The organism is Dokdonia sp. R78006 (assembly GCF_042466145.1).
Lineage (GTDB): Bacteria > Bacteroidota > Bacteroidia > Flavobacteriales > Flavobacteriaceae > Dokdonia.
In genome coordinates this window covers 1,363,149-1,386,265 of sequence record NZ_JAXHBU010000001.1, presented here as the reverse complement: position 1 = coordinate 1,386,265, position 23,117 = coordinate 1,363,149, and the positions used below count along the sequence as shown (strand labels likewise).

22 protein-coding genes are annotated in these 23,117 nt (G+C 37.7%); 10 read left to right on the top strand and 12 right to left on the bottom strand.

Translation table 11 applies throughout. The annotated features are described in order from the left end of the window. Window positions 1-2 precede the first annotated feature (2 nt). Window positions 3-422: a response regulator gene (locus tag SJY37_RS06320; RefSeq protein WP_298322666.1), complete on the top strand. Its 420-nt coding sequence runs from the start codon at window positions 3-5 to the stop codon at window positions 420-422. On the opposite strand, the gene SJY37_RS06315 is transcribed toward SJY37_RS06320, so the two are convergent. The 9 genes from SJY37_RS06315 to trxA all read right to left on the bottom strand — a co-directional run bounded on the left by SJY37_RS06315 (window position 419) and on the right by trxA (window position 7,501). Beyond that, window positions 419-1,420, bottom strand: a complete 1,002-nt coding sequence (locus SJY37_RS06315) for a metal-dependent hydrolase (protein ID WP_298322668.1) — start codon at window positions 1,418-1,420, stop codon at window positions 419-421. The two genes, SJY37_RS06320 and SJY37_RS06315, sit on opposite strands and share 4 nt — an antisense overlap. 19 nt (window positions 1,421-1,439) lie before the next feature. Further along, a complete protein-coding gene (locus SJY37_RS06310; RefSeq protein ID WP_298322672.1) occupies window positions 1,440-3,212 on the bottom strand; it encodes a DNA mismatch repair protein MutS in 1,773 nt (590 codons plus the stop codon). Window position 3,213: 1 nt separating this feature from the next. Further along, window positions 3,214-3,570, bottom strand: a complete 357-nt coding sequence (locus SJY37_RS06305) for an MmcQ/YjbR family DNA-binding protein (protein ID WP_298322675.1) — start codon at window positions 3,568-3,570, stop codon at window positions 3,214-3,216. Continuing rightward, window positions 3,567-4,055, bottom strand: coding sequence for an ATP-binding protein (locus SJY37_RS06300; RefSeq protein WP_298322678.1), 489 nt, complete (start codon window positions 4,053-4,055; stop codon window positions 3,567-3,569). The genes SJY37_RS06305 and SJY37_RS06300 overlap by 4 nt, the downstream gene beginning before the upstream one ends. Then, window positions 4,055-4,672 carry a DUF4230 domain-containing protein gene (locus SJY37_RS06295; protein ID WP_013750386.1) on the bottom strand — a complete coding sequence of 206 codons (618 nt, stop codon included), beginning with the start codon at window positions 4,670-4,672 and terminating at the stop codon, window positions 4,055-4,057. The genes SJY37_RS06300 and SJY37_RS06295 overlap by 1 nt, the downstream gene beginning before the upstream one ends. 108 nt (window positions 4,673-4,780) lie before the next feature. Beyond that, window positions 4,781-6,292 (bottom strand): carboxypeptidase-like regulatory domain-containing protein, encoded by a 1,512-nt coding sequence (locus SJY37_RS06290; RefSeq protein ID WP_379952904.1) that lies wholly within the window; start codon window positions 6,290-6,292, stop codon window positions 4,781-4,783. A gap of 125 nt (window positions 6,293-6,417) precedes the next feature. Further along, window positions 6,418-6,582, bottom strand: coding sequence for a hypothetical protein (locus SJY37_RS06285; protein WP_013750388.1), 165 nt, complete (start codon window positions 6,580-6,582; stop codon window positions 6,418-6,420). Between the two features lie 19 nt (window positions 6,583-6,601). Next, window positions 6,602-7,204, bottom strand: coding sequence for a thiamine phosphate synthase (locus SJY37_RS06280; RefSeq protein WP_379952903.1), 603 nt, complete (start codon window positions 7,202-7,204; stop codon window positions 6,602-6,604). Next, window positions 7,205-7,501: a thioredoxin gene (gene trxA, locus SJY37_RS06275; protein ID WP_379952902.1), complete on the bottom strand. Its 297-nt coding sequence runs from the start codon at window positions 7,499-7,501 to the stop codon at window positions 7,205-7,207. It lies immediately after the preceding gene. A gap of 282 nt (window positions 7,502-7,783) precedes the next feature. On the opposite strand from trxA, the gene SJY37_RS06270 reads away from it, so the two are divergent. After that, the gene (locus SJY37_RS06270) at window positions 7,784-7,927 is read left to right on the top strand and encodes a hypothetical protein (RefSeq protein WP_013750391.1); all 144 of its coding nucleotides are present in this window, start codon (window positions 7,784-7,786) and stop codon (window positions 7,925-7,927) included. Between the two features lie 53 nt (window positions 7,928-7,980). Here SJY37_RS06270 and acs read toward each other — a convergent pair whose 3' ends face one another. Further along, the gene (acs, locus tag SJY37_RS06265) at window positions 7,981-9,891 is read right to left on the bottom strand and encodes an acetate--CoA ligase (RefSeq protein WP_379952901.1); all 1,911 of its coding nucleotides are present in this window, start codon (window positions 9,889-9,891) and stop codon (window positions 7,981-7,983) included. Between the two features lie 378 nt (window positions 9,892-10,269). Between acs and SJY37_RS06260 the strand changes: the two genes are divergently transcribed. The 8 genes from SJY37_RS06260 (at window position 10,270) to SJY37_RS06225 (ending at window position 21,801) form a co-directional block, all read left to right on the top strand. Next, window positions 10,270-12,501: a response regulator gene (locus SJY37_RS06260; protein WP_298322698.1), complete on the top strand. Its 2,232-nt coding sequence runs from the start codon at window positions 10,270-10,272 to the stop codon at window positions 12,499-12,501. A 556-nt stretch (window positions 12,502-13,057) separates the two neighbouring features. Continuing rightward, on the top strand, window positions 13,058-13,396 hold the full coding sequence (locus SJY37_RS06255; RefSeq protein ID WP_298322701.1) for a single-stranded DNA-binding protein: 339 nt from the start codon (window positions 13,058-13,060) through the stop codon (window positions 13,394-13,396). Window positions 13,397-13,505: 109 nt separating this feature from the next. Further along, window positions 13,506-14,000: a biotin/lipoyl-containing protein gene (locus SJY37_RS06250; RefSeq protein ID WP_379952900.1), complete on the top strand. Its 495-nt coding sequence runs from the start codon at window positions 13,506-13,508 to the stop codon at window positions 13,998-14,000. A gap of 9 nt (window positions 14,001-14,009) precedes the next feature. Next, entirely contained in the window at window positions 14,010-15,452 is a 1,443-nt protein-coding gene (gene accC, locus SJY37_RS06245) for an acetyl-CoA carboxylase biotin carboxylase subunit (protein ID WP_379953357.1), read from the top strand. A 3-nt stretch (window positions 15,453-15,455) separates the two neighbouring features. Further along, a complete protein-coding gene (locus SJY37_RS06240; protein ID WP_379952899.1) occupies window positions 15,456-16,997 on the top strand; it encodes an acyl-CoA carboxylase subunit beta in 1,542 nt (513 codons plus the stop codon). Window positions 16,998-17,089: 92 nt separating this feature from the next. Beyond that, the gene (gene recQ, locus SJY37_RS06235; RefSeq protein WP_379952898.1) at window positions 17,090-19,180 is read left to right on the top strand and encodes a DNA helicase RecQ; all 2,091 of its coding nucleotides are present in this window, start codon (window positions 17,090-17,092) and stop codon (window positions 19,178-19,180) included. A gap of 27 nt (window positions 19,181-19,207) precedes the next feature. Beyond that, complete coding sequence (locus SJY37_RS06230; RefSeq protein ID WP_379952897.1) at window positions 19,208-20,650, top strand: SLC13 family permease; 1,443 nt, start codon at window positions 19,208-19,210, stop codon at window positions 20,648-20,650. A 41-nt stretch (window positions 20,651-20,691) separates the two neighbouring features. Further along, entirely contained in the window at window positions 20,692-21,801 is a 1,110-nt protein-coding gene (locus SJY37_RS06225; protein ID WP_298322714.1) for a T9SS type A sorting domain-containing protein, read from the top strand. 87 nt (window positions 21,802-21,888) lie between these two features. Here the strand turns inward: SJY37_RS06225 and SJY37_RS06220 are convergent, their stop codons facing one another. Together SJY37_RS06220 and SJY37_RS06215 are read right to left on the bottom strand one after the other, a co-directional pair. After that, the gene (locus tag SJY37_RS06220) at window positions 21,889-22,401 is read right to left on the bottom strand and encodes a GTP cyclohydrolase (RefSeq protein ID WP_298322717.1); all 513 of its coding nucleotides are present in this window, start codon (window positions 22,399-22,401) and stop codon (window positions 21,889-21,891) included. Window positions 22,402-22,422: 21 nt separating this feature from the next. Next, entirely contained in the window at window positions 22,423-23,007 is a 585-nt protein-coding gene (locus SJY37_RS06215; protein WP_379952896.1) for a methyltransferase domain-containing protein, read from the bottom strand. Window positions 23,008-23,117: the final 110 nt, after the last annotated feature.

The window sequence follows — 23,117 nt, the reverse complement described above, 5'->3', positions numbered from 1 at the left end:
GCATGCAACCACTAAGAGAGATATTACTTATAGATGATTCTGAGTCTGATAATTTTGTACACTCACGAGTAATCAAAAAGGCTAAGGTTACCGCTAGAGTAACCATCAAGTATTCTGGAGAAGAAGGACTTACCTACCTTAAAACTCTCATTGATGAAGATTACCCACGTCCTGATCTTATTTTCTTAGACATTAATATGCCTGGCATGGACGGCTTCGAATTTTTAGAGCACTATGAAGAATTAGAAGATGTGCAAAAAGCAGGAGTGGTGATTGCTATGCTTACGACCTCTACATCTCCAGTAGATAAAAAGAAGGCCGAAAAGTATGATCTACTGCAGCACTTTGACAACAAACCGCTTACTCAAGAAAATCTTTTTAAAATTCTAAAAGAGCAATTCCCTGGACGTTTTGACGATTAATTCCCTTTAATTCTCGTCCATAGATTACCTAACACAGCATCCATATTTGACGTATCTGGACGGTCTTCTGTGGCGGTGATAGTACCATTATTTTCCTCTAGCTTGTATCTAAAAACAAACTGAGGATTATCTGGATCTATAGCGATAAGTCCAAAACGGAGATCATTATAAATCCACTCATCTTGATTTCTTTCTAAAATATACCATCCTTCAGAAATGGTAATGAGTCGTTGTACTTCTGACGTATTGACAAGCGCTTCACTTTCTGAGCGCTTTTTGGGATATGCCTTAAAAGCAATTGGCTTGGAATCAAAGAAAGAGTAATCACCTATAAGATAATTTTCGCCTGCATCAACATTTATATTCCACAACACAGTATTCATAGGGGCTGGACGCGTTGATATTTGAGTATATGCTATGTCCTGTTGTTCAAGATTTTCAACCACCTTTTGATGCGCTACATATTTTATCACGGCTGTGAGTAATAAATATGTAGTACTCATGTAAATGCCAAGGTTGTTAGTACGCTTTCGCGAAAGCGAACCACGTTTTTTAGTAGCTGCTATAAGGACACATATTAAGAAAGGAACAGTGTATAATGGATCTATAACAAAGATGCTATTAAAAGCAACTCTCCAATTAAATGGCCAAAATATTTGCGTTCCCCATGTAGTAAATGCATCTAGCAATGGGTGTGTAAAAAGACCCCAGAAAAATAGCTTTGACCATCCTTGCCACCCTACATCTGGTCGCTTTTTAAGCTGATGGACGAGCCATCCAAGCAATGGAGCTGCGAGTATAGAAAACAAGATACTGTGGCTAAAACCACGGTGCATCTCGGTCGCTGTGATAGTATCTGTGAGATATCTCCACACAATATCAAGATCTGGTATGGTACCCGCTACCGCTCCCCAGATCATTGCTCTATTACCTATCTTTTTGCCAAGTACTGCCTCGCCTACTGCAGCGCCAAGAACTATCTGAGTTAAACTATCCATACTATTTTATTAAATAATGCTATGATACAATCCCCATTTTCTTTAGTAAGAAACTAGCATTCATATTCTGACAAATACCTTCTTTAAAAGTGTAATCAAAAAAGAGTTCGTCGTTTATTATTTGTGCGTCAAAGTAATAGTTCTTAACCTCCTTAAGATCATGTGCAGCCTCACATAAACTTAAATCGTGTGTAGCGATAATACCTGTCGCTCCTGCACCTACAAGCTTATCTATAAACTTACGAGAACCTTCTGCCTTATCCGTACTGTTAGTTCCTTTTAAAATTTCATCTAGGATGATAAAGTAACGATCTGTTTCTATCTGATCTACAATAAACTTAAGACGTTTGAGTTCGCTGAAAAAGTAACTCTCATCATCTGTAAGACTATCTGTGGTGCGCATACTAGTAATTAACTTTATAGGCGTATATGAAGCGCTCGTTGCAAATATGGGCAAGCCTACGTTACCCATCACGATCTGTAAAGCCACCGTTCTTAAGAAGGTACTTTTACCAGCCATATTTGCTCCTGTGATGATAAAGAACTCATCGTTTTTTATAGTAATATCATTGCGCACAGCAGTTTTAGGATCTAGAAGAGGATGTGCTGCTCCAGTGGTAACTAGGGTAGTTCCAGTTTTTGTAATCTCTGGAAATACATGAGCTTGATGATTAAAAGCATAATTTCCCAAACTGTTATAAGCATCAAAAAAAGCGATTACTTCAAACCAATTTTCTACCGCATCGCGATGTGTTGCAATCCACCCTTCAATGTTATGTACAATACTTAAATCTCTAAGAAAAAATCCATTAGATATGAGTCCAATTATAAAATTATTACGTTGATCAAGTGCGTCTAGATGTTTTGAAAAAGCTCTTAAAATGCACGAACTTGATTGCTCTGACGTGATGACCATTTTGCGCTTATTTACTAGCAAATCACTTGTAAATTCTTGCTCTTCTATTCTAGATAACAAGCTCGCATATTGTGTAAATGTGGTTTGAATTTTCCCCGTATGTGCAGAGAGCATATTTATTCTCCCAAAGAATCTGCCGCTTATTAACAAGCCTATCCCAAATACTACAAACACCCACCATCCTGCAATAAAACCTATAAAATAAGCTCCAAGCGTAAGTAATGAGATTACAGAAAATATACGTGAAATAAGTTTCATGTGCTTAGGTACAAAAGAGGTGTACTCTTTTAACCACACGAGCACACTATCTGCAGAAATGTCTGTGGTGACTAATGATGCTATTGCACTAAATAGTTGTCTCCACTCTGGCAGCTCGCCTAACTCTTTTACAGCTTCTTGCTTTTTTGATATTGCTTCAATATCGTTTGAAAGAAGCATGGAAGCAAGTTTTGAAGAACCACTGTCAAGAGCTGTTCTATTAAAGTACTGAAAGAAAGAGCCACGCCCAAAAAGGTCTATATCTTGGCTAAATACATGCTCTGGATTATGAAACTCACTTCCATCTGGCAGATCATAAAAATCCCTACTTAGTACTTTTAATTCTGTCTCATTGCGCTCCAGAAGTGCCTTAGTAAGATCACGCTTGTGCTGCAACTGGCTGTGGCGACTCACGAGTAATAAAAAAGCTATTATACCTGCGATTATACATCCCATAAGTAATTGCGTATTACCTAAAGTGAAGTACACACTCGCTCCTGTAGCTAAGAATACTACAAGTCTTATGGTACTTGAGATATTAAGTTTCCTTTTAATCTCAGATAATTCTTTCTGATATGTTTTGATTTGTCCTTCGTAGAAGGCTGTAGGTGCTGTCATATTATAGAGCCGCAAGTTCGGCTTGTTGTTTTTTTGTCATTTTTGATACGACCAGATTGTAAGAATGGTCAATAAGCTCTGCTAGTAATTGTGGTGGCAACTCTTCCAGAACACAGGTATTCCAGTGAGTTTTATTCATATGCCATCCAGGAATGATCGCTCCATCATGTTCTTCTCTTAAAACGACAGCACGATCTGGATCACATTTTAAATTTGCCGAAAGTGGAATTCGTTTCAAAGAGCAAAGTGCAAACATTTTACCCATCACCTTAAAAACTAGGGTGTCTGCATCAAAAGGAAACTCCTCCGTCACTTCTTTTTTATCAAGGCAATATGTTCTAAACGCTTCTATATTCACTTGGTAATTATTGTTGCTTCTATGAGTTCATCTTCTACAGGCGGCTCAAACCAGATTTCCATAAATTCAAAATCTTCTTCCGAAACGTCAAATTCGTAGGTGGCTCCTTGCTCTTTATTGCGCTGTTGTACTCTTTCTTTCCTCAATTCTTTATCAATATCAAGAAAGTGAAGCTCGTAAGGTATTTGGTGCGCTTTCGCGAAAGCGTAAAAACGCTCTCTTCTATCTCGCTTTGCAAAACCCAAATCTAAAATTGCGGGAGTATCCGCCTCTTCAAGCTGCAACACTAGTGATTGAATCATCTGGTCGCTACGTGCGATGCGTTCTAAAAACCAGTCAACTCCGTCTGTCTCTTGTTTATCATCTAGAAATAATGTTTTATTCCAATGATCAATGGAAAATAAGACACCATTAACGCTTTTCTTAAGATCTAATGAATACGTAGTTTTTCCAGCTCCTGTATTTCCAGTAATGAGATATACCACTAAGATTCAATTTTCTTAGGCTCCTTACTCGCAGGTATTTCTAGTGATGAGTAGTCTAGTTTCCAGCCTATGGTTTCTACAAGTTTTTGCATTAACTGTACTGTTTCTAGCGCCTGTGTTTTTGCTTCTTCAAAGAGTCCGCTCTGTGGGATTTTATCGCGTATGTGCTGCTTTGCCTCTCTGTTTATCTCTGTAAGATCTGTGCTTGTAAATGGATTTGCCCAGCCTTCTTTCTTATCATAATACTTAAAATCTGTCTCTACAGATAGTAGTTCTGGCTCTGGGAAATCAAATAGTTTTATGGTTCTATTCTTATCATCTGCCTCCATTTTAATCTTAGTAAGGTCAAAACCTATGTGTGCTTTTGCATCTATGAGGACAATAGCCTTTTTTGAACCTAAGAGCAGGTTCATCCATTTATTTTTTAAACTTTCGTAGTGATATATCTCTGCAAAGTCACCCTCTACGGTGATAAATTTACACACCGTTCTTATGCGCTCCATAAGCACAACAGATTGTGCTTGAGCATCTGGCGTTTTAGATTTTCCAGAGATAAAGTTAAATACAAAATAAGAGAGTATCGCTCCTACGGCGAGCCCTATAAATACTAATTCCATAAAGTAAAGATACTAAAAGCCCTCAAAGACTTCACCATATAAAATGCCAGTAACCACAATGGGATACTGGCATCATAATTTAATATTAAGAATCTTTATGCTAGTCTATTATTTACTCTCAGACTTAAAGCTTTGTATTGCCGCATTAGGCTCCATAATGGTATACCCTTTCCAGAAATTAGGATCATAATTAGACAAATATGTTGCCTCCATCTCTTTAATTTCTTCTACAGCATCATAAGTACCTTGATCAATACTAGTGGTGCTAAAAACAACTAGCTCCTTTTTTGAATAACTAGTATTTGCTATTTCAATCTCCATCGCTACTTCATTTTGCTTTCGGCGACCTCCTACATTTTTATTTTTTTCAATGATTTTTAAAGGCCTATCTATACCAACGCGTTCTCCATTTTCTAGCTCCATAAATCGCAATGAGTAACCACCATTATCATCTTTTGCATAGATGCTTTTACCCTTATACAAGTACTTCTTGTAGCTTATGCCAAACATCCCAAAACTTGACAGCTTACGCACATTTTCATATTCTAGTCGCATTACTGCAAAGTCATCAGTATTTACATAAAGGGTTCCCTTAAAATCTTTTCTTCCCTTAGGTTCAAAGTCTATTACATAAACAATATCATCACCTATTGCCGTAAATTCTCTTTTAGTAAACTGATAACGATTGGATTTTGTTAAGAAGTCAAGCTTTGTATCCTCTTTATAAAACATAGCCTCAAACAGATCAGAAAGGTCAGATTTTATACTTTCTGTAATGGCTTTCTCCTTGTCATTTTCTTCTTGCTCTGTATCTACCTCTATTTTAAGTCCGCCATTTGAGCTGCCCATTTTTGTAGAGTCATCTACTTCAATAGTTGTACCTATGATTCCAGATTTTATTTTAAAGTAAGAATCTGCTTTTACATTTTTCTCAATAATTTCTTCAAGCCTTTTTCCAAAACTCTCCACCCCTACATTTTCTTTAGTTTTATCGTAGAGCTTTGCGGCTTTATCTATAACGAGCTTTTGATTGTCATAATTTCCAGAAAGTGTTCCTACAGACTCACTGTAGTAATCACTCTTCTTTGCCACAGACCCCACTAGACTATCCATAAAGACTTGGTTAAATTCTGGAATAGTCGTTTTTTCTACTTCGATATCCATTTTATCAATACGATCTGACTCAGACTGTCTGAAGAATATTTTTTTCTCAGTGAGCGCATTAGGATAATTGACAACTATATTCTCTTTAACACGCTCTATAATTTGCTCTGCATCCAGTGGATTATTTGTGAGAAACACATTATCTAGTTCGTTTGTTTTCACACGCAGCGATATAATGGTATCCATCACTTTCTTAGGAAAAATAGCCACCTCTTCATATCCCATAGATGAGATATACACAGAGTCCCTAAGTGCAGATAGTTTATACTCTCCAAGAGTAAAGATGCCTTCTTCATTTGTGATTGTGCCTGTATTTTTAGATAATTTTACAGTCGCAAAAGGTATGGGCTCTTTAGTTCTTTCATCAATTACGGTTACACTATAAGATTGTGCTACCGCTGTAGCGGCACAGGTTATCGTAAGTAATGTGAGAATGAATTTTATAAGTGTCGTCATAAGATGGTTATTTAATATATAGACGCTAGAAAAATTAAAATGGTTGCCTAAACTATTAAAATGACGTCTTTATAGTCAATATGTTACGCTCTAAAATCAAAAAAGCGCCCATCTGGACGCTTTTGTTATTCTTCTTCTTTCTCTTTAAGAGCTTTCATCTTTTCTTTTGCTTCGAGTAATCGCGCTTCACTAGCGTCTCTCTTCTCGCGCTCTTTCTTTTTCTTACGATCCATAAGCTTAGAATGCTTTGCTTTATTTTTCGTGTTTTTAGGAGTTCCTCGTTTTGCCATGGTGCAAATATAGTAAAGGTTAGGTATTCGCTTTCGCGAAAGCGTTTTTCATCTCAATAAATGCTGCTACGGGATCATCTGCATTCCATATGCCGCCTAGCGCTCCTACTCCTTTAAAGCCAAGTTTTAGTGCTTCTGGAGTCGTAGTTGCATTTATTCCTCCCACACCTACAATATCTTTATTGATGTGACGCACATCAAAACCTCTTCCTTGCATATCACTCTTAGAAATTGCCGAAAACACAGGACTTAATAAGGTATACTCAAAACGTACTGCTTGCGATGCAAGATCTTCTGGTTCGTGGTACGAGGAAGATACGCTATTGCCTATAGTAGTAAATGACTGTACGTATTGTTCTAATTGGTTTCCTTGGGCTCTCCACATCGCTTCTTCTAGATGCACACCCATAATATTAAACTGACTACACAGCTCTTTATGAAAGTTATGCGTCATTATACGATTATGATACGTAGCATTAACCATATTCAGGTATGCTATGTGATCATCAAGACTCGCATCTGGTTTTCTAAGATGAAAATGAGATAGCCCAGCTTCAAATAGTTGATGCAACGTGGCAATCTCGTTTTCACTCATTTCCTCAGGAGAAATTAATATGATCATCTATGCAGTTTTTACAACATCAATGATAGCATTTTTCTCTAGCACTCCAGATTGTCTCCACACCTGCTTTCCTGCTTTATAAAGGATCATAGTAGGTACTCCTCGCACATTATATTGAGCAGCAAGCGGCTGATTTTTATCTACGTCTATTTTTACAATTTTTACTTGATCACCTAGCTCGTCTTTTACTTGTTCTAGAATAGGTCCCAGTGTTTTACAAGGTCCGCACCATGTTGCATAAAAGTCTACTAAGACAGGAGTTTCAGATTGGATTATATCAAAAAAGGATGATTTCATCGTTGTGTATATTTTAGATTTATTGAAATATAATAAAATACCTCTGTACCATTAATGGCTTTAAGAGATTTATAACCTTAGTCGTTTTTGATGTGTTCCTTAATATCTAAACTAGCACATTTTTGAACTAGCAAACATCCTCAGAATTACTCTCTTCTACAGGTCTAATTTTCAAATACCTCCATTCACATTTTTTAACAACGGGTGGTTAAGGTTTATTAATTGCTTTTACAAAAAGGTAGTTTCAAATTATCTTTAAGTAAACATTTAAAAAATATAGTCATGAGTAACACAACACCTAATCCAGAGAAAACTAGTAAGAAAGAACAAGCGATTAATCTTGAAGCCACCCATGGAAAAGAGATTAATAATCAGGTAAAAGATAAAAAAGAGTTTACCCAGCCACGAGATAATTTAAAGAGTTAATCACTCACTATATATAAAAAACCCCGAAGAAATAATCTTCGGGGTTTCTTATGTTATAATAGCGCGTTGTCCTTTACGCTCTGTACAACTTCAGGATTAAGAAGTGTACTTATATCGCCTAGATTGTCTCCTTCTCCAGAGGCAATCTTGCGTAGTATACGTCGCATGATTTTACCAGATCGTGTTTTAGGTAATCCATTTGTAAATTGGATTTTATCCAGCTTTGCTATCGGGCCTATTTTTTCTGTGATAAGCTGATTAATTTCTTTGCGTAAATTATCATGATCACGCCCTTCTCCAGTCTCCTTTAAAGTTACATAACCATACAAAGCATTTCCTTTAATAGTATGAGGAAAACCTACAATCGCACTTTCGGCAACAGCTGGATGTTCATTAATAGCATCTTCTATAGGTGCTGTACCTAAGTTGTGACCAGAAACGATAATGACATCATCTACACGTCCTGTGATTCTATAATAACCCGTAGCATCTCTCAAAGCACCATCTCCAGTAAAATACATATTATCAAATGCCGAAAAATACGTGTCTTTATACCTTTTGTGATCTCCCCATATCGTTCTAGCTATACTAGGCCATGGAAATTTAATGCACAATCTTCCTTCTACTTGGTTTCCTTTTATTTCTTTGCCTTGTTCATCCATTAAGCAGGGTTGTATTCCTGGTAAAGGCAAAGTTGCAAATGTGGGAATTGTAGGAGTAGCAAATGGGATAGGACTTATCATAATCCCACCGTTTTCCGTTTGAAACCAGCTATCAACAATTGGACATTTTTTCTTCCCTATATTATCATTATACCAGTGCCAAGCTTCCTCATTTATGGGCTCTCCTACGGTTCCTAAAACCTTGAGGGATGATAAATCATACTTCTCCACATAACTCAAGTTCTCCTTTGCAAGTGCTCTTATCGCCGTGGGTGCTGTATAAAATTGGTTTACTTTATGTTTATCTATTATTTCCCAAAAGCGTCCCCAGTCTGGAAAACTTGGAACTCCCTCATAAAGTACAGAGGTAGCACCATTTGCAAGCGGTCCGTAAACAATATAACTGTGCCCAGTAATCCATCCTATATCTGCACTACACCAGTACACATCATCCTCTCTATATTGGAATACATTTTTAAATGTATATGCACTATACACCATATATCCAGCGGTAGTGTGCAACATTCCCTTAGGTTGCCCTGTAGAGCCAGAAGTGTATAATATAAAAAGATAATCCTCTGCTTCCATAGTTTCGGCAGGGCATTCTGTTGATGCCTCCTTTAACAGTGGTGCTACCCACTCATCACGCCCCTCTTTCATTACTACATCACCACCAGTGCGCTTTACAACAAGTACGCTCTCAACAGATGGAGTATTTTCTAATGCATCATCTACAATACCTTTAAGGTCAATTGTTTTATTACCACGATAGGAGCCATCACTTGTAATCACCATCTTACAGCTTGCATCATTAATACGCGTGCTCAATGCTGTACTAGAAAAGCCGGCAAATACTACCGAATGCACTGCTCCTATACGCGCACATGCAAGCATAGATACCGCAAGTTCTGGTATCATGGGTACATAAATACACACACGGTCACCGCGCGTCACCCCTTTATCCTTAAGCACATTTGCAAACTTGCACACGCGCTCATGCAGGTCTTTATAAGTAATATGTTCGGCAGGGTCTTCAGGGTTATTGGGCTCAAAGAGCAATGCAGTTTTATTACCACGAGTGTAAAGATGTCTATCAAGACAATTTTCTGTAATATTTAATTGGGCTCCATCAAACCACTTTACTTCTGGCTTTTTAAAATCCCATTCTAACACGGTATCCCAGCGCTTGCGCCAGACAAAATTTTCTTCGGCAATTTCTTCCCAGAACTGCTCAGGCTTATCTACAGACTTTTGGTAGACTTGAAAATACTCTTGTAGACCTTTTATGTGGTAATTACTCATTATGTATCCTATTTGATTGATAAAAGATATAGAGTATGGGGCTAATAATGAAAACATTTAACGCTTTCGCGAAAGCGCACCAAAGACAACACCCACCACAATCTGCTTTAAATATAAAATTTTAACTAGTTAAGCTATAAATGTGCAACAGAGAGCCTTTTTATAACATTAAAATTATTCATTACTGATAATTAGCGGCTTACAAAAAATTTAAAATCAATCTTGAAAAATAAAAAAACTCATCAAACACCTCAAATAATCGACGAAAAGCAGTATTTTTTAGATTAAAAGAATATTATTAGTTAATTAAATACATTTTCTGATGTAACAACTGCTCTAGGGACAATTGCTTAAATTTTAATTCCCAAATCAATATTTATGACTAGACTAACCATACTACTGCTAGTTGTTTTAAGTACTGTATACTCTTTTAAATCCTACAGTCAAGAGACAATCTCTCAAGAAGAAATCTTATTAATAAAAGAAAAGCAATTCACTGTCGCAGAGATAGACTCTCTGATGCCATCCATACTTGCCTTATTTAATGAGTCTAGTTATGAAAAAGTTATTGAGGTTGTACCACACCTTCTAGATAACGCTAAGAGAGTCAAATCACCTATCACTACATCTCGTTTAAGAAGTATTCTAGGAAATGCATTTATACAAGTAGACAATTTTCAGGGTGCCGAAGATCTTTTTAATAACGCCATTGAAGAAAATAAAAAGTCTAATGACACCTTTAATTTGGCAAGAAATCTTACTAATCTGGGAAATACTTTTTTTAAAGAAGATCCAGACAAGGCCATCACCTATTTTGAAGAAGCACTCGCCATAAGCCCAGAAATTGAAAATAGTATCCTAGTTGATTTTATATCAAATAACAACCTAGCTGAGTTATATGTAATAAAGAAGCAGCCAAATGAGGCGCAACACTATCTAAATCAAGCAAAGGAATTACTAACGAAAGATGATTTTAATGGAAGGAAAAACAACTTTGAAGGAACCGTCTATCACGTTCAAAGTTCTATCTATCTATTACAAAACAGACCTAAAGAGGCGATTGAAGCAATTAATTACTCTATGGAGGTAGCTGGTGATGAACAAGATGACAACTACAAGATTGATAATTATAAAAACCTAATGAAGGCCTATGAAAGCTTAGGCAACTACGAGCAAGTAAATAGCATACGTAAAACCTATGATGTACTCGTCGAAAAGAGATACGAAGCAAACAAGATAAAACAGCAAAAAAATGCTACCTCTCGTTTTAACCTCAATAAATTTAAACAAGAACTACGAGCCTCAAAATTAGAAAATGAGCTCGCACTTCAAAAAGCTGGTGAGAACAAATTATTTCTAAAAACTTCACTCGCACTAGCAGCCATCCTGCTCTTATTTATCGGGACTTTATTACATGGTCGAAAGAAACGGAAAAGGCTCCTTGATAATTTAAAATCAAAAAACAAACAATATCTTCAAGCCAAAAAGAAATCTCAAAAACTAGCTAGAAGTAATACTAAATTCCTTTCTACTGTAAGTCACGAGTTAAGAACTCCGCTTTATGGAATTATAGGACTTTCTTCTGTGTTTCTTGAAGATCCAGCGCTCAAAAACCATACAGAAGATTTAAAATCTTTAAAATTCTCTGCCGACTATCTACTGGCACTTGTAAATGATATATTAAGCTTAAATAAATTTGACTCAAAAGAAGGCGAGCGTATCCAGAAGACTAACTTTAGACTACATAAATTAATACCTCACATTGTACAAACCCTTGAGTTCATAAACAAGAAAAATAATAACACTACAAAGGTGATTATTGATCCTAATATACCAGACACCTTACTAGGCGATAAGACTAAAATCTCTCAAGTCCTCATGAACTTATCGAGTAACGCAAGTAAGTTTACCGAGGATGGCACAATCACCATAAAGGCCACACTTCAAGAAAAGAATAAAGATGTAAACACCATACTCTTTAGTATAGCAGACACAGGACAAGGCATTGCCAAGGAAGAACAAGCAAAAATCTTTACTGAATTTGCTCAAGTAGGAGCTATGTCAAACCATCAAGGTACAGGCTTAGGTCTTCCCATTGTCAAGAAGATTTTACACATTCTTGGCAGTAAATTATCCCTTGTAAGCAGTCTAAATAAAGGATCTACTTTTTCATTTACAATTGATCTAGAAACTGGATCCGACTCCTACCTAGAAGTCCAATCAGATATCTCAAGCTACGAACGTCTCAAAGGCAAAAAAGTACTTATCGTGGACGATAACAGTATTAACCAATTAGTAACTAAAAAGGTACTTGAACAATACGGTATAAAAAACGAAAGTGCGAGTGATGGACAACAAGCTGTGAGCGCAGTAAAGAATAATGCCTATGATTTCATATTAATGGATATTAATATGCCTGTAATGAACGGTATTGATGCCAGTATTGTTATTAGAAAGTTTGATAGCATAACTCCCATCATTGCTCTTACAGCCACCAGTTATAAAGATGGGAATAAAGAACTAACAAAACACGGTATTAATAGTAGCATACTTAAACCCTATAAGACAGAAATTCTTTTAGACATGCTCTTAATGTATAGCTCCACGTAATGGGTGAGATATACATTTCACTTAACTTCCTTATTTACTTCTTATAGAATCTGACCTACTTATAATATGGGTTATTTTATTCTTTACGCTTTCGCGAAAATGGCTCTTTCAGTCAAGTTTTCTTCTAGCCTGAGGGTTATATATAACGGAGTGTTTTTTAATATCTAATCCTCTAAAAGATTTTAAAAATCTTCAAGTTTTTAAGGATATCCAAGTCTCTTCTTCACCCCACACCAAGTAATTAACCTCTATTCTTCTAAAAATTCTCTAAAACAAGGAGTTCTAACTCAACAGACATAAAAAACCACAATACACTTTAAATCAATACATTAAAACGTTTTTAAACGTTTACAAATACTTACAAACGACTATAAACGTAAGTAAACGTTTAAAAGTCGGCTAGGGTTTGTGAGCTGACGCATATTTGCAGTGTTCTTATTTACAAGTGGTTATTATAATTTACTTACTAAGAACAAATGATTTTTTCGGGAACGGCTCGAGAAAGAAATATAACTCAATTTGGTAGGCTTAACCTACTCAAGAAAAACACATTATTATGAACGCATTACGCAACAAAGTACAGTTAATTGGAAGATTAGGTCAAGAACCAGAAATCACAACATTTCCAGATGGAAATAAAATTGCCAAATTCTCCATGGCGACAGATGATTCTTACAAAGACAAAAATGGTCAGAAAATAGAACGTGCATACTGGCACAACATCGTAGTACGCGGCGGCCTTGTCAAAGTGGTAGAAAGCTACATCCAGAAGGGACAAGAAATCGCAATAGAAGGAAAACTTACTAATCGTTCTTGGGAAGATAAAGATGGTGTAAAAAGATATATGACAGAGATTGTTTGTAACGAGTTATTAATGCTTAGTAAAAACAATTAATATTACATTTTTAATAATAAAGGCGCCCTCACAAGCGCCTTTTCTTATTTTATTTGCTCTAGGATAACAATATCGCAATTACGTATATTTATATCTTAAAATACAAGCGATGAGCAACACCTATAAAACCACCGTAAACGAGGAGCATGAATTCGAGATTTCTCGTGATCAGCTATCTCAGTTAGACGCGGTACATACCTCTCAGAATTCTTACCATATTCTAGAGGATAATTCTTCTTTTAAAGCAACTGTAGTCTCCTCAGATTTTAGCAAAAAGACGTACAACATTCAGGTAAATAGCAACAACTATGAAGTTGTAATTAAGGATGAGGTTGACATTCTTATTAAGGAAATGGGCTTCACAGTAGGAGCTTCAAAGCAACTTAATAATCTTATTTCTCCTATGCCAGGTCTTATTATTGATGTGCAGGTCTCTGCTGGTCAAGAAGTAAAAGAAGGTGACACGCTGGTGATTCTAAGTGCCATGAAAATGGAAAACAGCTTTGTATCCCATACAGACGGAGTTATCAAGGCCGTGCACGTTGTAAAAGATGACGCGGTAGATAAAGGGCAATTACTTGTAGAATTTGAAGAAGAAAAATAGATGAAAACTATAAAGAAAATATTGATTGCAAACCGTGGTGAGATAGCTATCAGGGTAATTCGCACGGCTAAGAAAATGGGTATTAAAACAGTAGCCATTTACTCTACTGTAGACCGTAATGCACCACACGTGCGCTATGCAGACGAGGCCGTTTGCGTGGGTAATGCACCTTCATCGGAGTCGTATTTACTAGGTGATAAAATTATTAAAGTTGCTCAAGAACTTAACGCAGATGCAATCCACCCTGGCTACGGATTTTTAAGTGAGAATTCCGCTTTCGCGAAAGCGGTAACAGAAGCACAAATGATCTTCATAGGCCCAGAGGCACACGCAATAGAAATTATGGGAAGTAAGCTCGCAGCCAAAGAAGCTGTAAAAGCATATGATATCCCTATGGTACCAGGTATTGATGAAGCTATCACAGATGTAGAGAAAGCAAAAGCAATCGCTGCCGAAATAGGATACCCTATTCTCATAAAAGCTTCTGCCGGAGGTGGTGGAAAAGGGATGCGCGTGGTAGAAAAAGACAGCGAACTAGCATCACAAATGAGTACTGCTATTAGTGAAGCGACTGCAGCCTTTGGTGACGGATCTGTTTTTATAGAAAAATATGTTGCATCACCTAGACACATTGAGATACAAGTAATGGCAGATAATCACGGTAATGTGATTCATCTCTTTGAACGTGAATGTAGCATCCAGCGTCGCCACCAGAAAGTGGTAGAGGAAGCTCCATCTGTAGTCCTTACTCCGCAACTGCGTGAAGAAATGGGACAAGCAGCAATAAAAGTGGCAAAAGCATGTAATTATCGTGGCGCAGGTACCGTAGAGTTTTTACTAGATGATCAGCTCAATTTCTATTTCTTAGAAATGAATACTAGATTACAAGTAGAACACCCAGTAACCGAACTTATCTCAGGAACAGATCTTGTAGAATTGCAGATACGCGTTGCTCGTGGTGAGAAGCTATCCATCGCTCAAGAAGACCTCAGCATAAAAGGACATGCCCTAGAATTACGTGTATATGCAGAAGATCCTCTCAATGACTTCTTACCTAGTGTAGGAAATCTATCTACTTACATACTCCCAGAAGGAGAAGGTATACGTGTAGATAATGGATTTGAGCAAGGAATGGATATTCCTATCTATTATGACCCGATGCTTTCTAAGCTTATTGTTTATGCTCCTACGCGTGAAGAGGCAATAGAATTATTATCTAAAGCCATAGACGATTATAAAATAGAAGGTGTGCAAACTACGCTTCCTTTTGGAAAATTTGTTTGCGAGCATGATGCCTTCCGCTCTGGAAATTTTGATACACATTTTGTAAAAAATTATTATTCTCCAGAAGCTTTAAAAGAAGGGTTTAAGGAAGAAGCACGTATTGCTGCTCTTATCGCTCTCAAACAACATATTAAAGAACAAAATATCTTACGCCTACCAACTGTATAACCTATGGATGCTAACATAAAAACGCTTAACGAAAAAATTGAACTCGCACACTTAGGTGGCGGTCAGAAACGTATAGACAAGCAGCACGAGAAAAAGAAACTTACTGCTAGAGAACGCATACACTACTTACTAGACGATGGCTCTTTTGAAGAAATAGGTATTCTTGTTACACACCGTACTACAGATTTTGGTATGGAAAAAGAGATTTATTATGGAGATGGTGTAGTTACTGGTTATGGTACTGTAAATGGTCGTTTGATTTACTTATTTGCACAAGATTTTACGGTTTTTGGAGGAGCACTCTCTGAGACACACGCTGAGAAGATTTGTAAAATAATGGATCTCGCTATGAAAACTGGAGCTCCATTAATAGGGCTCAATGATTCTGGTGGTGCACGTATACAAGAAGGTGTACGCTCACTAGGAGGTTATGCAGATATCTTTTACCGCAATGTGCAAGCATCTGGTGTGATCCCGCAAATCTCGGCTATCATGGGACCTTGTGCGGGTGGTGCCGTGTACTCTCCAGCAATGACAGACTTTACTATGATGGTAGAGAACACAAGCTACATGTTTGTAACGGGACCAAATGTTGTAAAAACGGTAACTAATGAAGAAGTAACCTCAGAAGAACTAGGTGGCGCAAGTACGCACAGCTCAAAATCTGGTGTGGCACATATCACCTCTTCAAACGACGCACAATGTCTTGAAGATCTTAAATCTTTATTGAGCTACTTGCCGCAAAACAATACAGAAACACCTAAAAATTTACCGTTTACACTTAAGGATGAAGTGCGTGACCAACTTGCAACCATTATCCCAGATAGTGCAAACAAGCCTTATGATATGCACGAGGTAATAACGGGTATTATAGATGAGGATTCTTTTTATGAAATCCATAAAGATTATGCTGAGAATATCATTGTAGGTTTTGCTCGTTTAGGAGGTCGTAGTGTGGGTATCGTTGCAAATCAGCCTATGTTTCTTGCCGGAGTGCTAGATGTAGATAGCTCAAAGAAAGCCGCTCGTTTTACAAGATTCTGTGACTGTTTCAATATTCCTTTGCTCGTTCTTGTTGATGTTCCAGGTTTTCTTCCAGGTACAGATCAGGAATGGAATGGAATTATTACAAACGGAGCAAAGTTATTATACGCACTTAGTGAGGCGACCATACCAAGAGTAACGGTAATTACAAGAAAAGCATATGGTGGCGCTTATGATGTAATGAACTCTAAGCACATAGGTGCAGATCTTAACTATGCGTGGCCTAGTGCTGAGATTGCGGTAATGGGAGCAAAAGGAGCCAGCGAGATTATCTTTAGAAAAGAAATAAGCGCAGCAGATAATCCTGAGGAAAAACTACTTGAAAAAGAAAGTGAGTATGCAGAGAAGTTTGCAAATCCTTATCGTGCCGCACAACGTGGATTTATAGATGAAGTGATTATGCCTCAAGACACAAGACGCAAACTCATCAAAGCATTTAGCATGCTAGAAAACAAGAAGGTCGAGCTTCCTAAAAAGAAACACGGTAACATTCCTTTATAGCGTCATATCTAAGAAAAAATAAATACATCATTGCTGTATAAAGAGGCGCTTATATGAGCGCCTCTTTTAATTGGTATTAATAACTTTGTAACATGGTTGCAACACAAGAATTACACTCCCTTTTAAAAACTCATTTTGGCTACGATAATTTCCGCCCTAACCAGCAAGAGATTATAGAATCTGTGTGTAGTGGAGATGATGCGCTTGTCATTATGCCTACGGGTGGTGGTAAATCCATGTGTTTTCAATTGCCAGCACTTGCGCTAGATGGGGTTGCTCTTGTGATCTCACCACTCATTGCTTTAATGAAAGATCAGGTAGATGCGCTACGTGCAAATGGTATAAAAGCAGCCTACTATAATAGCACACAACCACTTGAAGAAACTCAGCAAGTACTAGCCGATTTACAAAGCGGCGCGATAGACCTCATTTATGTTGCTCCTGAGAGCTTACAAATGCTGGATGGCGCTCTGAATGCCGCTACCATTTCATTAATCGCAATAGATGAAGCACACTGTATCTCATCATGGGGTCACGATTTTAGACCTGCTTACACACAATTGGGCTATTTAAAAAGACGCTTCCCACAAGCGCCACTTATCGCCCTTACCGCAACTGCAGATCGCTCTACACAGGATGATATTGCAGATCAATTAGGAATAAGCAATGCAAAAAAGTACGTCTCTTCCTTTGATAGACCTAATCTCTATCTCGATGTGAGACCTGGCCAAAAACGTAATGATCAGATTCTTGATTTCCTTGAAGAGCACCCTGGAGAAAGTGGTATCATTTACTGTCTTTCAAGAAAAAGCACAGAGTCCCTGGCTGCCAAACTACAAGCTAACGGTTATAAAGCAGCTGCATACCACGCAGGGATGCACGCAGAGCAACGTTCAAAAGTGCAAGAAGATTTTATAAACGATACGACGCCAATAATCTGTGCTACCATCGCCTTTGGTATGGGGATAGACAAGAGTAACGTAAGATGGGTGATTCACTATAACATGCCTAAAAATCTTGAAGGTTATTATCAAGAAATAGGTCGTGCTGGACGTGATGGTTTACCTGCTCACACCTTGCTTTTTTATAGTTATGCAGATACCTTGCAGCTAAGACAGTTTATAGACGGAGCAAAAAATGCCGACTACCAAATGGCAAAGCTCGATCGTATGCAACAGTATGCAGAAGCGCTGAGTTGTAGACGTAAAGTGCTTATCAACTACTTTGGCGAGTTTCTCTCTGAGGATTGCGGAAACTGTGACATTTGTAATAGTCCGCCGGCTTATTTTGACGGTACTGTACTTGCTCAAAAAGTACTTTCAGGCGTTGCTCGTATGCAACAAAAAGAAGCGATGGGTACCGTGATTGACGTTTTAAGAGGTTCGCAAAACGCTCAAGTATATGACAAAGGCTATCAAGAAATAAAAACATACGGAGCCGCAAAAGATGTTCCATGGAGAGATCTTCAGCAATATATTGTGCAGCTTATCAATCAGGGATTGTTAGAAATACGCTTTCGCGAAAGCGGAAGATTACTACTCACCCCACTTGCTAAAGAAGTTTTATACGACGGGAAAAATATACAACTGGCTAAACTCACCAAGGTTAAAACCGAACCTGTTACCAAAGAACGCAAACCTAAAAAACCAAAAGGAACGCTCTTTGAAAAGCTGCGCAAACTACGGTCAGAACTTGCTAGAGATGCAAATGTGGCTGCATATATTGTATTCTCAGATGCTTCCCTCAAGGATATGGAAGATCAAGAACCCGTCACTCAAAAGCAGTTTTTAGACATTCAAGGTGTAGGACAATCCAAAATGGAAAAATATGGCGCAGATTTTATTAAGGTCATTAAAGAGCATGTCCAAAAACCAAAGCCTAAAAGCGGTAGTAAAACGTATCTAGAGACTAAAAAACTTATACAGCAAGGCCTATCTCTAGAAGAAATTGCAGAGACCCGTAAACTCACTATAGGCTCTGTGTACAATCACTTGATGAAGTTGCATGATGAAGGTATGGAGGTAGACTTTTACCAGTTTATACAGCCCGTAGAAGTAAAGCAAATACACGACGCCATTTTAAAGGTAGAAGACGCAGATAAGCTTAAATCTTTTTACGAATATTTCAAGGAAGAGCTACCATATTGGAAAATAAGACTTGCCTTATATTTAAAAGGTAAGTAGTTTTCTTTTTTGCCTATTTTTAAGGCTATGAAAGAATTTACGCTTTCGCGAAAAGTAGGCTTTATCATCGGCCCTTTGCTATGTATTTTATTACTCGCAGCACCCGTTGAACTCATAAATCCAGCGATAGACAAGGTGATTGCTGTCGCTTTGTGGATGATTATCTGGTGGGTTACAGAAGCTGTTTCCATCTCTGTTACGGCACTTATTCCGCTTGCTTTGTTTCCCTTACTCGGTATTGGAGACATAAAGGAAGTCGCCAGTAACTATGCAAATCCTATAGTGTATCTATTTTTTGGAGGATTTGTAATCGCGCTAGCGCTAGAAAAAGTTAACCTGCACAAACGGATAGCCCTCTCTATTCTTAAAATTACAGGCACAAAGGCAAACGGAATCATACTAGGCTTTATGATTGCCACTGGCTTAATGAGCATGTGGATTTCAAACACGGCAAGTACTGTGGTGATGCTCCCAATCGCCGTGTCTGTCATTCAACTTCTAATAGATGACGAGGATGGTTTTACAAAAAACGACCGCAACTTTGCTCTAAGCATTATGCTAGGTATCGCCTTTGGCGCTAATATAGGTGGAATGGCGACCTTAATAGGCACACCGCCAAACTCTGTAATGCTTGCATTTCTCAATGAGAGTTACAATATAGACATAGGCTTTTTCCAGTGGATGAAAATGGGAGTTCCATTCTCCATCATACTGATGATCATCACATATTTTATGATTACAAGAGTCTTCTACAAGAATAACCTAGGCACCATTGGAAAGTCTGGAAATATCATACAGACCGAGTTAGATAAACTTGGTCCAGTTTCAAAAGGAGAGAAAGTGGTCTTAGCCATATTTCTCATTACAGCAATCTCGTGGATGCTACGCTCCTATCTCAACCAACTACTACCAGAAATCACACTTACAGATACAACCATCTCTGTGATTGCGGCGCTGCTCATGTTTATAGTACCTATTGATTATAAAAAAGGTTCTTTTCCGCTTAATTGGGAAGATACTTCTCGATTACCTTGGGGAATTTTAATCCTCTTTGGCGGCGGTCTCGCACTTGCCTCCGGACTAGCACAATCTGGTTTTATAGATATGATAGGTTCCTACATATCACAGCAGGAAGACTGGAGTATGTGGGTAGTTACAGCAGTACTCATTTTCTCAATGCTCTTTATGACCGAGTTGATGAGTAATGTTGCACTTGTCACCATTTTAGTTCCGCTAGTGGTAGGTATTGCGATAGGGATGGATGTGCCCATTTTACAAATGGTGATTCCAGTGACCCTTGCTTCTAGTTGTGCATTTATGCTACCTATGGCAACACCACCTAACGCCATTGTTTTTGCAAGTGGTCACGTACGCGTAGACCAGATGGCGCGTGTGGGTGTGGTTTTAAATTTAATTTCGGTGGGATTATTATTTGCGCTGGCTTACTATGTGGTTCCAGTATTGTTTTGATTTTTAATCATTAAAGGTATATTTGTAAGAAAAATCATTCTATGAAGTTAAAATTACTCTTTGGTTTATTAATGTTTCAGAGTGTCGTAGCTCAAGCTCAAGAAATTTTTACTGATTCATTTGCGGGGCAGGGAGCTCCATTTTCACTACACACCATAGATGATGAATTATATGTAGGCCTTTTCGACCTAAACGCTAACAATATGGCTTACATTCAAAAGGTGCCGTTTAACGACCCTACTAATAAAACTACAGTAGCTGAAGCCCCGCCTGCAGTTGGTTTTATAAAACTAGCTTATGACGAAGATTCTAACACTCTTATAGGTGGAACAGCTAGTACTTTGTACAAGCTGAATTTAAATGATGCATTACCTGTACAAGGAGAGGCGATTAACAACTCTGCTATAAATACCCAAATGGGTGTAGTATTATCTAACAGTGTACTGTACTTTGTACGAGGTAATACAATTTTAAAATATTCTATAAATGACACTAACTACACAGAGACCATAGTTTTTGAGAATAATAACTCCATAATTATTGGAGAGGTTTTTAATAATGAGCTTTATTTCTTTGAGCACACAGGGACCACAAACAACTTAGCCTTGTATAAAATCAATATTGATGACAGCTCTCCAGATCCTATACTAGTTTCAAATATGGATGGTTATCTTGGATTTGTGCAAGATGTCTACTTAAAAAATAGTTTACTATACGCTACAATTGAACTCTCGGCAAACCATAGTATCATTAAGTTTGATCTAGAGAACGCGCTACCAATTAGTCCCGAATTTCTTTTAACTCCGGACAATGCTCCTTTAGGCATCACTAGCTATGAATCCAATCTATATTATATCACTGGATCACAGAATATTTTCTTAATAGAAGATCCAGAATTATTAAACACAAAAGATTTCAAGAGAGAAAATTCAATTGTTTATCCTAATCCTGTAGTTAACGATAGATTGTATATAAGTTCTGAATCAAGTCATAGGTTTCAGTTAATAGATATCAATGGGAAAATAGTTTTGCAAGGAACTCACAATCGCGAGGCAATTACTTTGCACAATATAAACTCTGGAGTGTACTTTTTGAAACTATTCAATAGAGATGGTGAGGTTCTAGAAACTCAAAAAGTGATAAAAAACTAGCCACTGGGTACTATAGATTTTTGCAAAACCATTTTCTAATTTAAGGGTGTTGTTTTAAAATCACGCTTTCGCGAAAGCGTACTCATATTATAACTCTGTAGGTTGAATGCCACTTACAGTAATACCAAGATCTGTGAGGGTTTTGGTTTTCTTTTCATTACCCGTGATCATCGTGATGGAATTTACTTCTAGATGCTTCAAAATCTTTGCTGCTGCCGAAAAGTCTCTATTGTCTTTATGAAAACCTACGGCCTCATACGCATCTGCTTGCGCCATTCCTTGCTTTTTAAGTGGTAAGGTATTGAGGAGTGCATAGTGACCATTTCCTTTTCCTTCTTGCTCAAGCCAGATTACAATACCCTTTCCTGCACGTTCTATAAGTTGCTGAGAAATTTCCATTTGCTCACGACAGTCGCACTCTATACTATTAAAATGATGGGCAAAAATACACGAGGAATGTACTCTACAAAGCACATCTTCCGCTCCGCTCACATCTCCCATCACTAGCGCGTGACACTCCTTGATACCGTCATAAAAAAGAATCTCTTTATAGACACCATATTTGGTTTTAATAGTTCCTTCGGCGAGTTGTACGATCATTGTGTTGCGATATTAGTAGATTTACTTTTTTACCATTGAGATAAACAACTCCTTACCTGCACGAGCAGCTACTGAGTTATAGGAAGTCTCTATTTTTTGAATATCAAAGTGTTTTGAAAACAAGTTTTTATATTCGGTAGTGCTTCCTCCGTATGGCGGTCCTTTTTCGGTGAGAGGAAAGTTAAAAAGTAAGCCTACAAGCTTTCCTTTAGGTTTAAGCAATGTATGCATATGTGAGGCGTAAGCAGGTCTTAATTCTGGCTGTAATGCGCAGAAAAATGTTTGCTCCATGATAACATCAAACTGCCCTTCATATGTAAAAAAATCTTCTTGTATAAGTTGCGAACTAGGAAAATCTGGCACTCGCTGTTTCAAATTTTCTAATGCAAGTTGAGAAAAGTCTACTACATAAACATTCTTAAATCCCTGCTCCCAGAAGTACTGTGCTTCATAGCTATAACCGCCACCAGGGATTAAAATTTTAAGGTCCCTATTTTCTAATTGATTGAGGTAGGCTTTGATAGGTGGAGAGACCTCTTTTAGGTCCCAACCTGTGCTTCCCTCTGCATAGCGATTATTCCAATATGTTGACGTGAGTTCCATCATTTAGGCTTTAGTTTTAAAACAACATCTAGTGCATAGCAATTTAAGTAAATTACGTGTAGCGAGTGATAAATGTAGCATGTGTTACTTGTAGTTACGCTTTCGCGAAAGCG

Coding starts and splice junctions, on each gene's coding strand:
- SJY37_RS06285 (WP_013750388.1), bottom strand. CDS start 6,582: ATGGCAAAACGAGGAACTCCTAAAAACACGAAAAATAAAGCAAAGCAT.
- trxA (WP_379952902.1), bottom strand. CDS start 7,501: ATGAAATCATCCTTTTTTGATATAATCCAATCTGAAACTCCTGTCTTA.
- SJY37_RS06230 (WP_379952897.1), top strand. CDS start 19,208: ATGAAAGAATTTACGCTTTCGCGAAAAGTAGGCTTTATCATCGGCCCT.
- SJY37_RS06250 (WP_379952900.1), top strand. CDS start 13,506: ATGAGCAACACCTATAAAACCACCGTAAACGAGGAGCATGAATTCGAG.
- SJY37_RS06295 (WP_013750386.1), bottom strand. CDS start 4,672: ATGGAATTAGTATTTATAGGGCTCGCCGTAGGAGCGATACTCTCTTAT.
- SJY37_RS06240 (WP_379952899.1), top strand. CDS start 15,456: ATGGATGCTAACATAAAAACGCTTAACGAAAAAATTGAACTCGCACAC.
- SJY37_RS06220 (WP_298322717.1), bottom strand. CDS start 22,401: ATGATCGTACAACTCGCCGAAGGAACTATTAAAACCAAATATGGTGTC.
- SJY37_RS06320 (WP_298322666.1), top strand. CDS start 3: ATGCAACCACTAAGAGAGATATTACTTATAGATGATTCTGAGTCTGAT.
- acs (WP_379952901.1), bottom strand. CDS start 9,891: ATGAGTAATTACCACATAAAAGGTCTACAAGAGTATTTTCAAGTCTAC.
- SJY37_RS06225 (WP_298322714.1), top strand. CDS start 20,692: ATGAAGTTAAAATTACTCTTTGGTTTATTAATGTTTCAGAGTGTCGTA.
- SJY37_RS06260 (WP_298322698.1), top strand. CDS start 10,270: ATGACTAGACTAACCATACTACTGCTAGTTGTTTTAAGTACTGTATAC.
- recQ (WP_379952898.1), top strand. CDS start 17,090: ATGGTTGCAACACAAGAATTACACTCCCTTTTAAAAACTCATTTTGGC.
- SJY37_RS06290 (WP_379952904.1), bottom strand. CDS start 6,292: ATGACGACACTTATAAAATTCATTCTCACATTACTTACGATAACCTGT.
- SJY37_RS06215 (WP_379952896.1), bottom strand. CDS start 23,007: ATGATGGAACTCACGTCAACATATTGGAATAATCGCTATGCAGAGGGA.
- SJY37_RS06270 (WP_013750391.1), top strand. CDS start 7,784: ATGAGTAACACAACACCTAATCCAGAGAAAACTAGTAAGAAAGAACAA.
- SJY37_RS06280 (WP_379952903.1), bottom strand. CDS start 7,204: ATGATCATATTAATTTCTCCTGAGGAAATGAGTGAAAACGAGATTGCC.
- SJY37_RS06315 (WP_298322668.1), bottom strand. CDS start 1,420: ATGGATAGTTTAACTCAGATAGTTCTTGGCGCTGCAGTAGGCGAGGCA.
- SJY37_RS06255 (WP_298322701.1), top strand. CDS start 13,058: ATGAACGCATTACGCAACAAAGTACAGTTAATTGGAAGATTAGGTCAA.
- SJY37_RS06310 (WP_298322672.1), bottom strand. CDS start 3,212: ATGACAGCACCTACAGCCTTCTACGAAGGACAAATCAAAACATATCAG.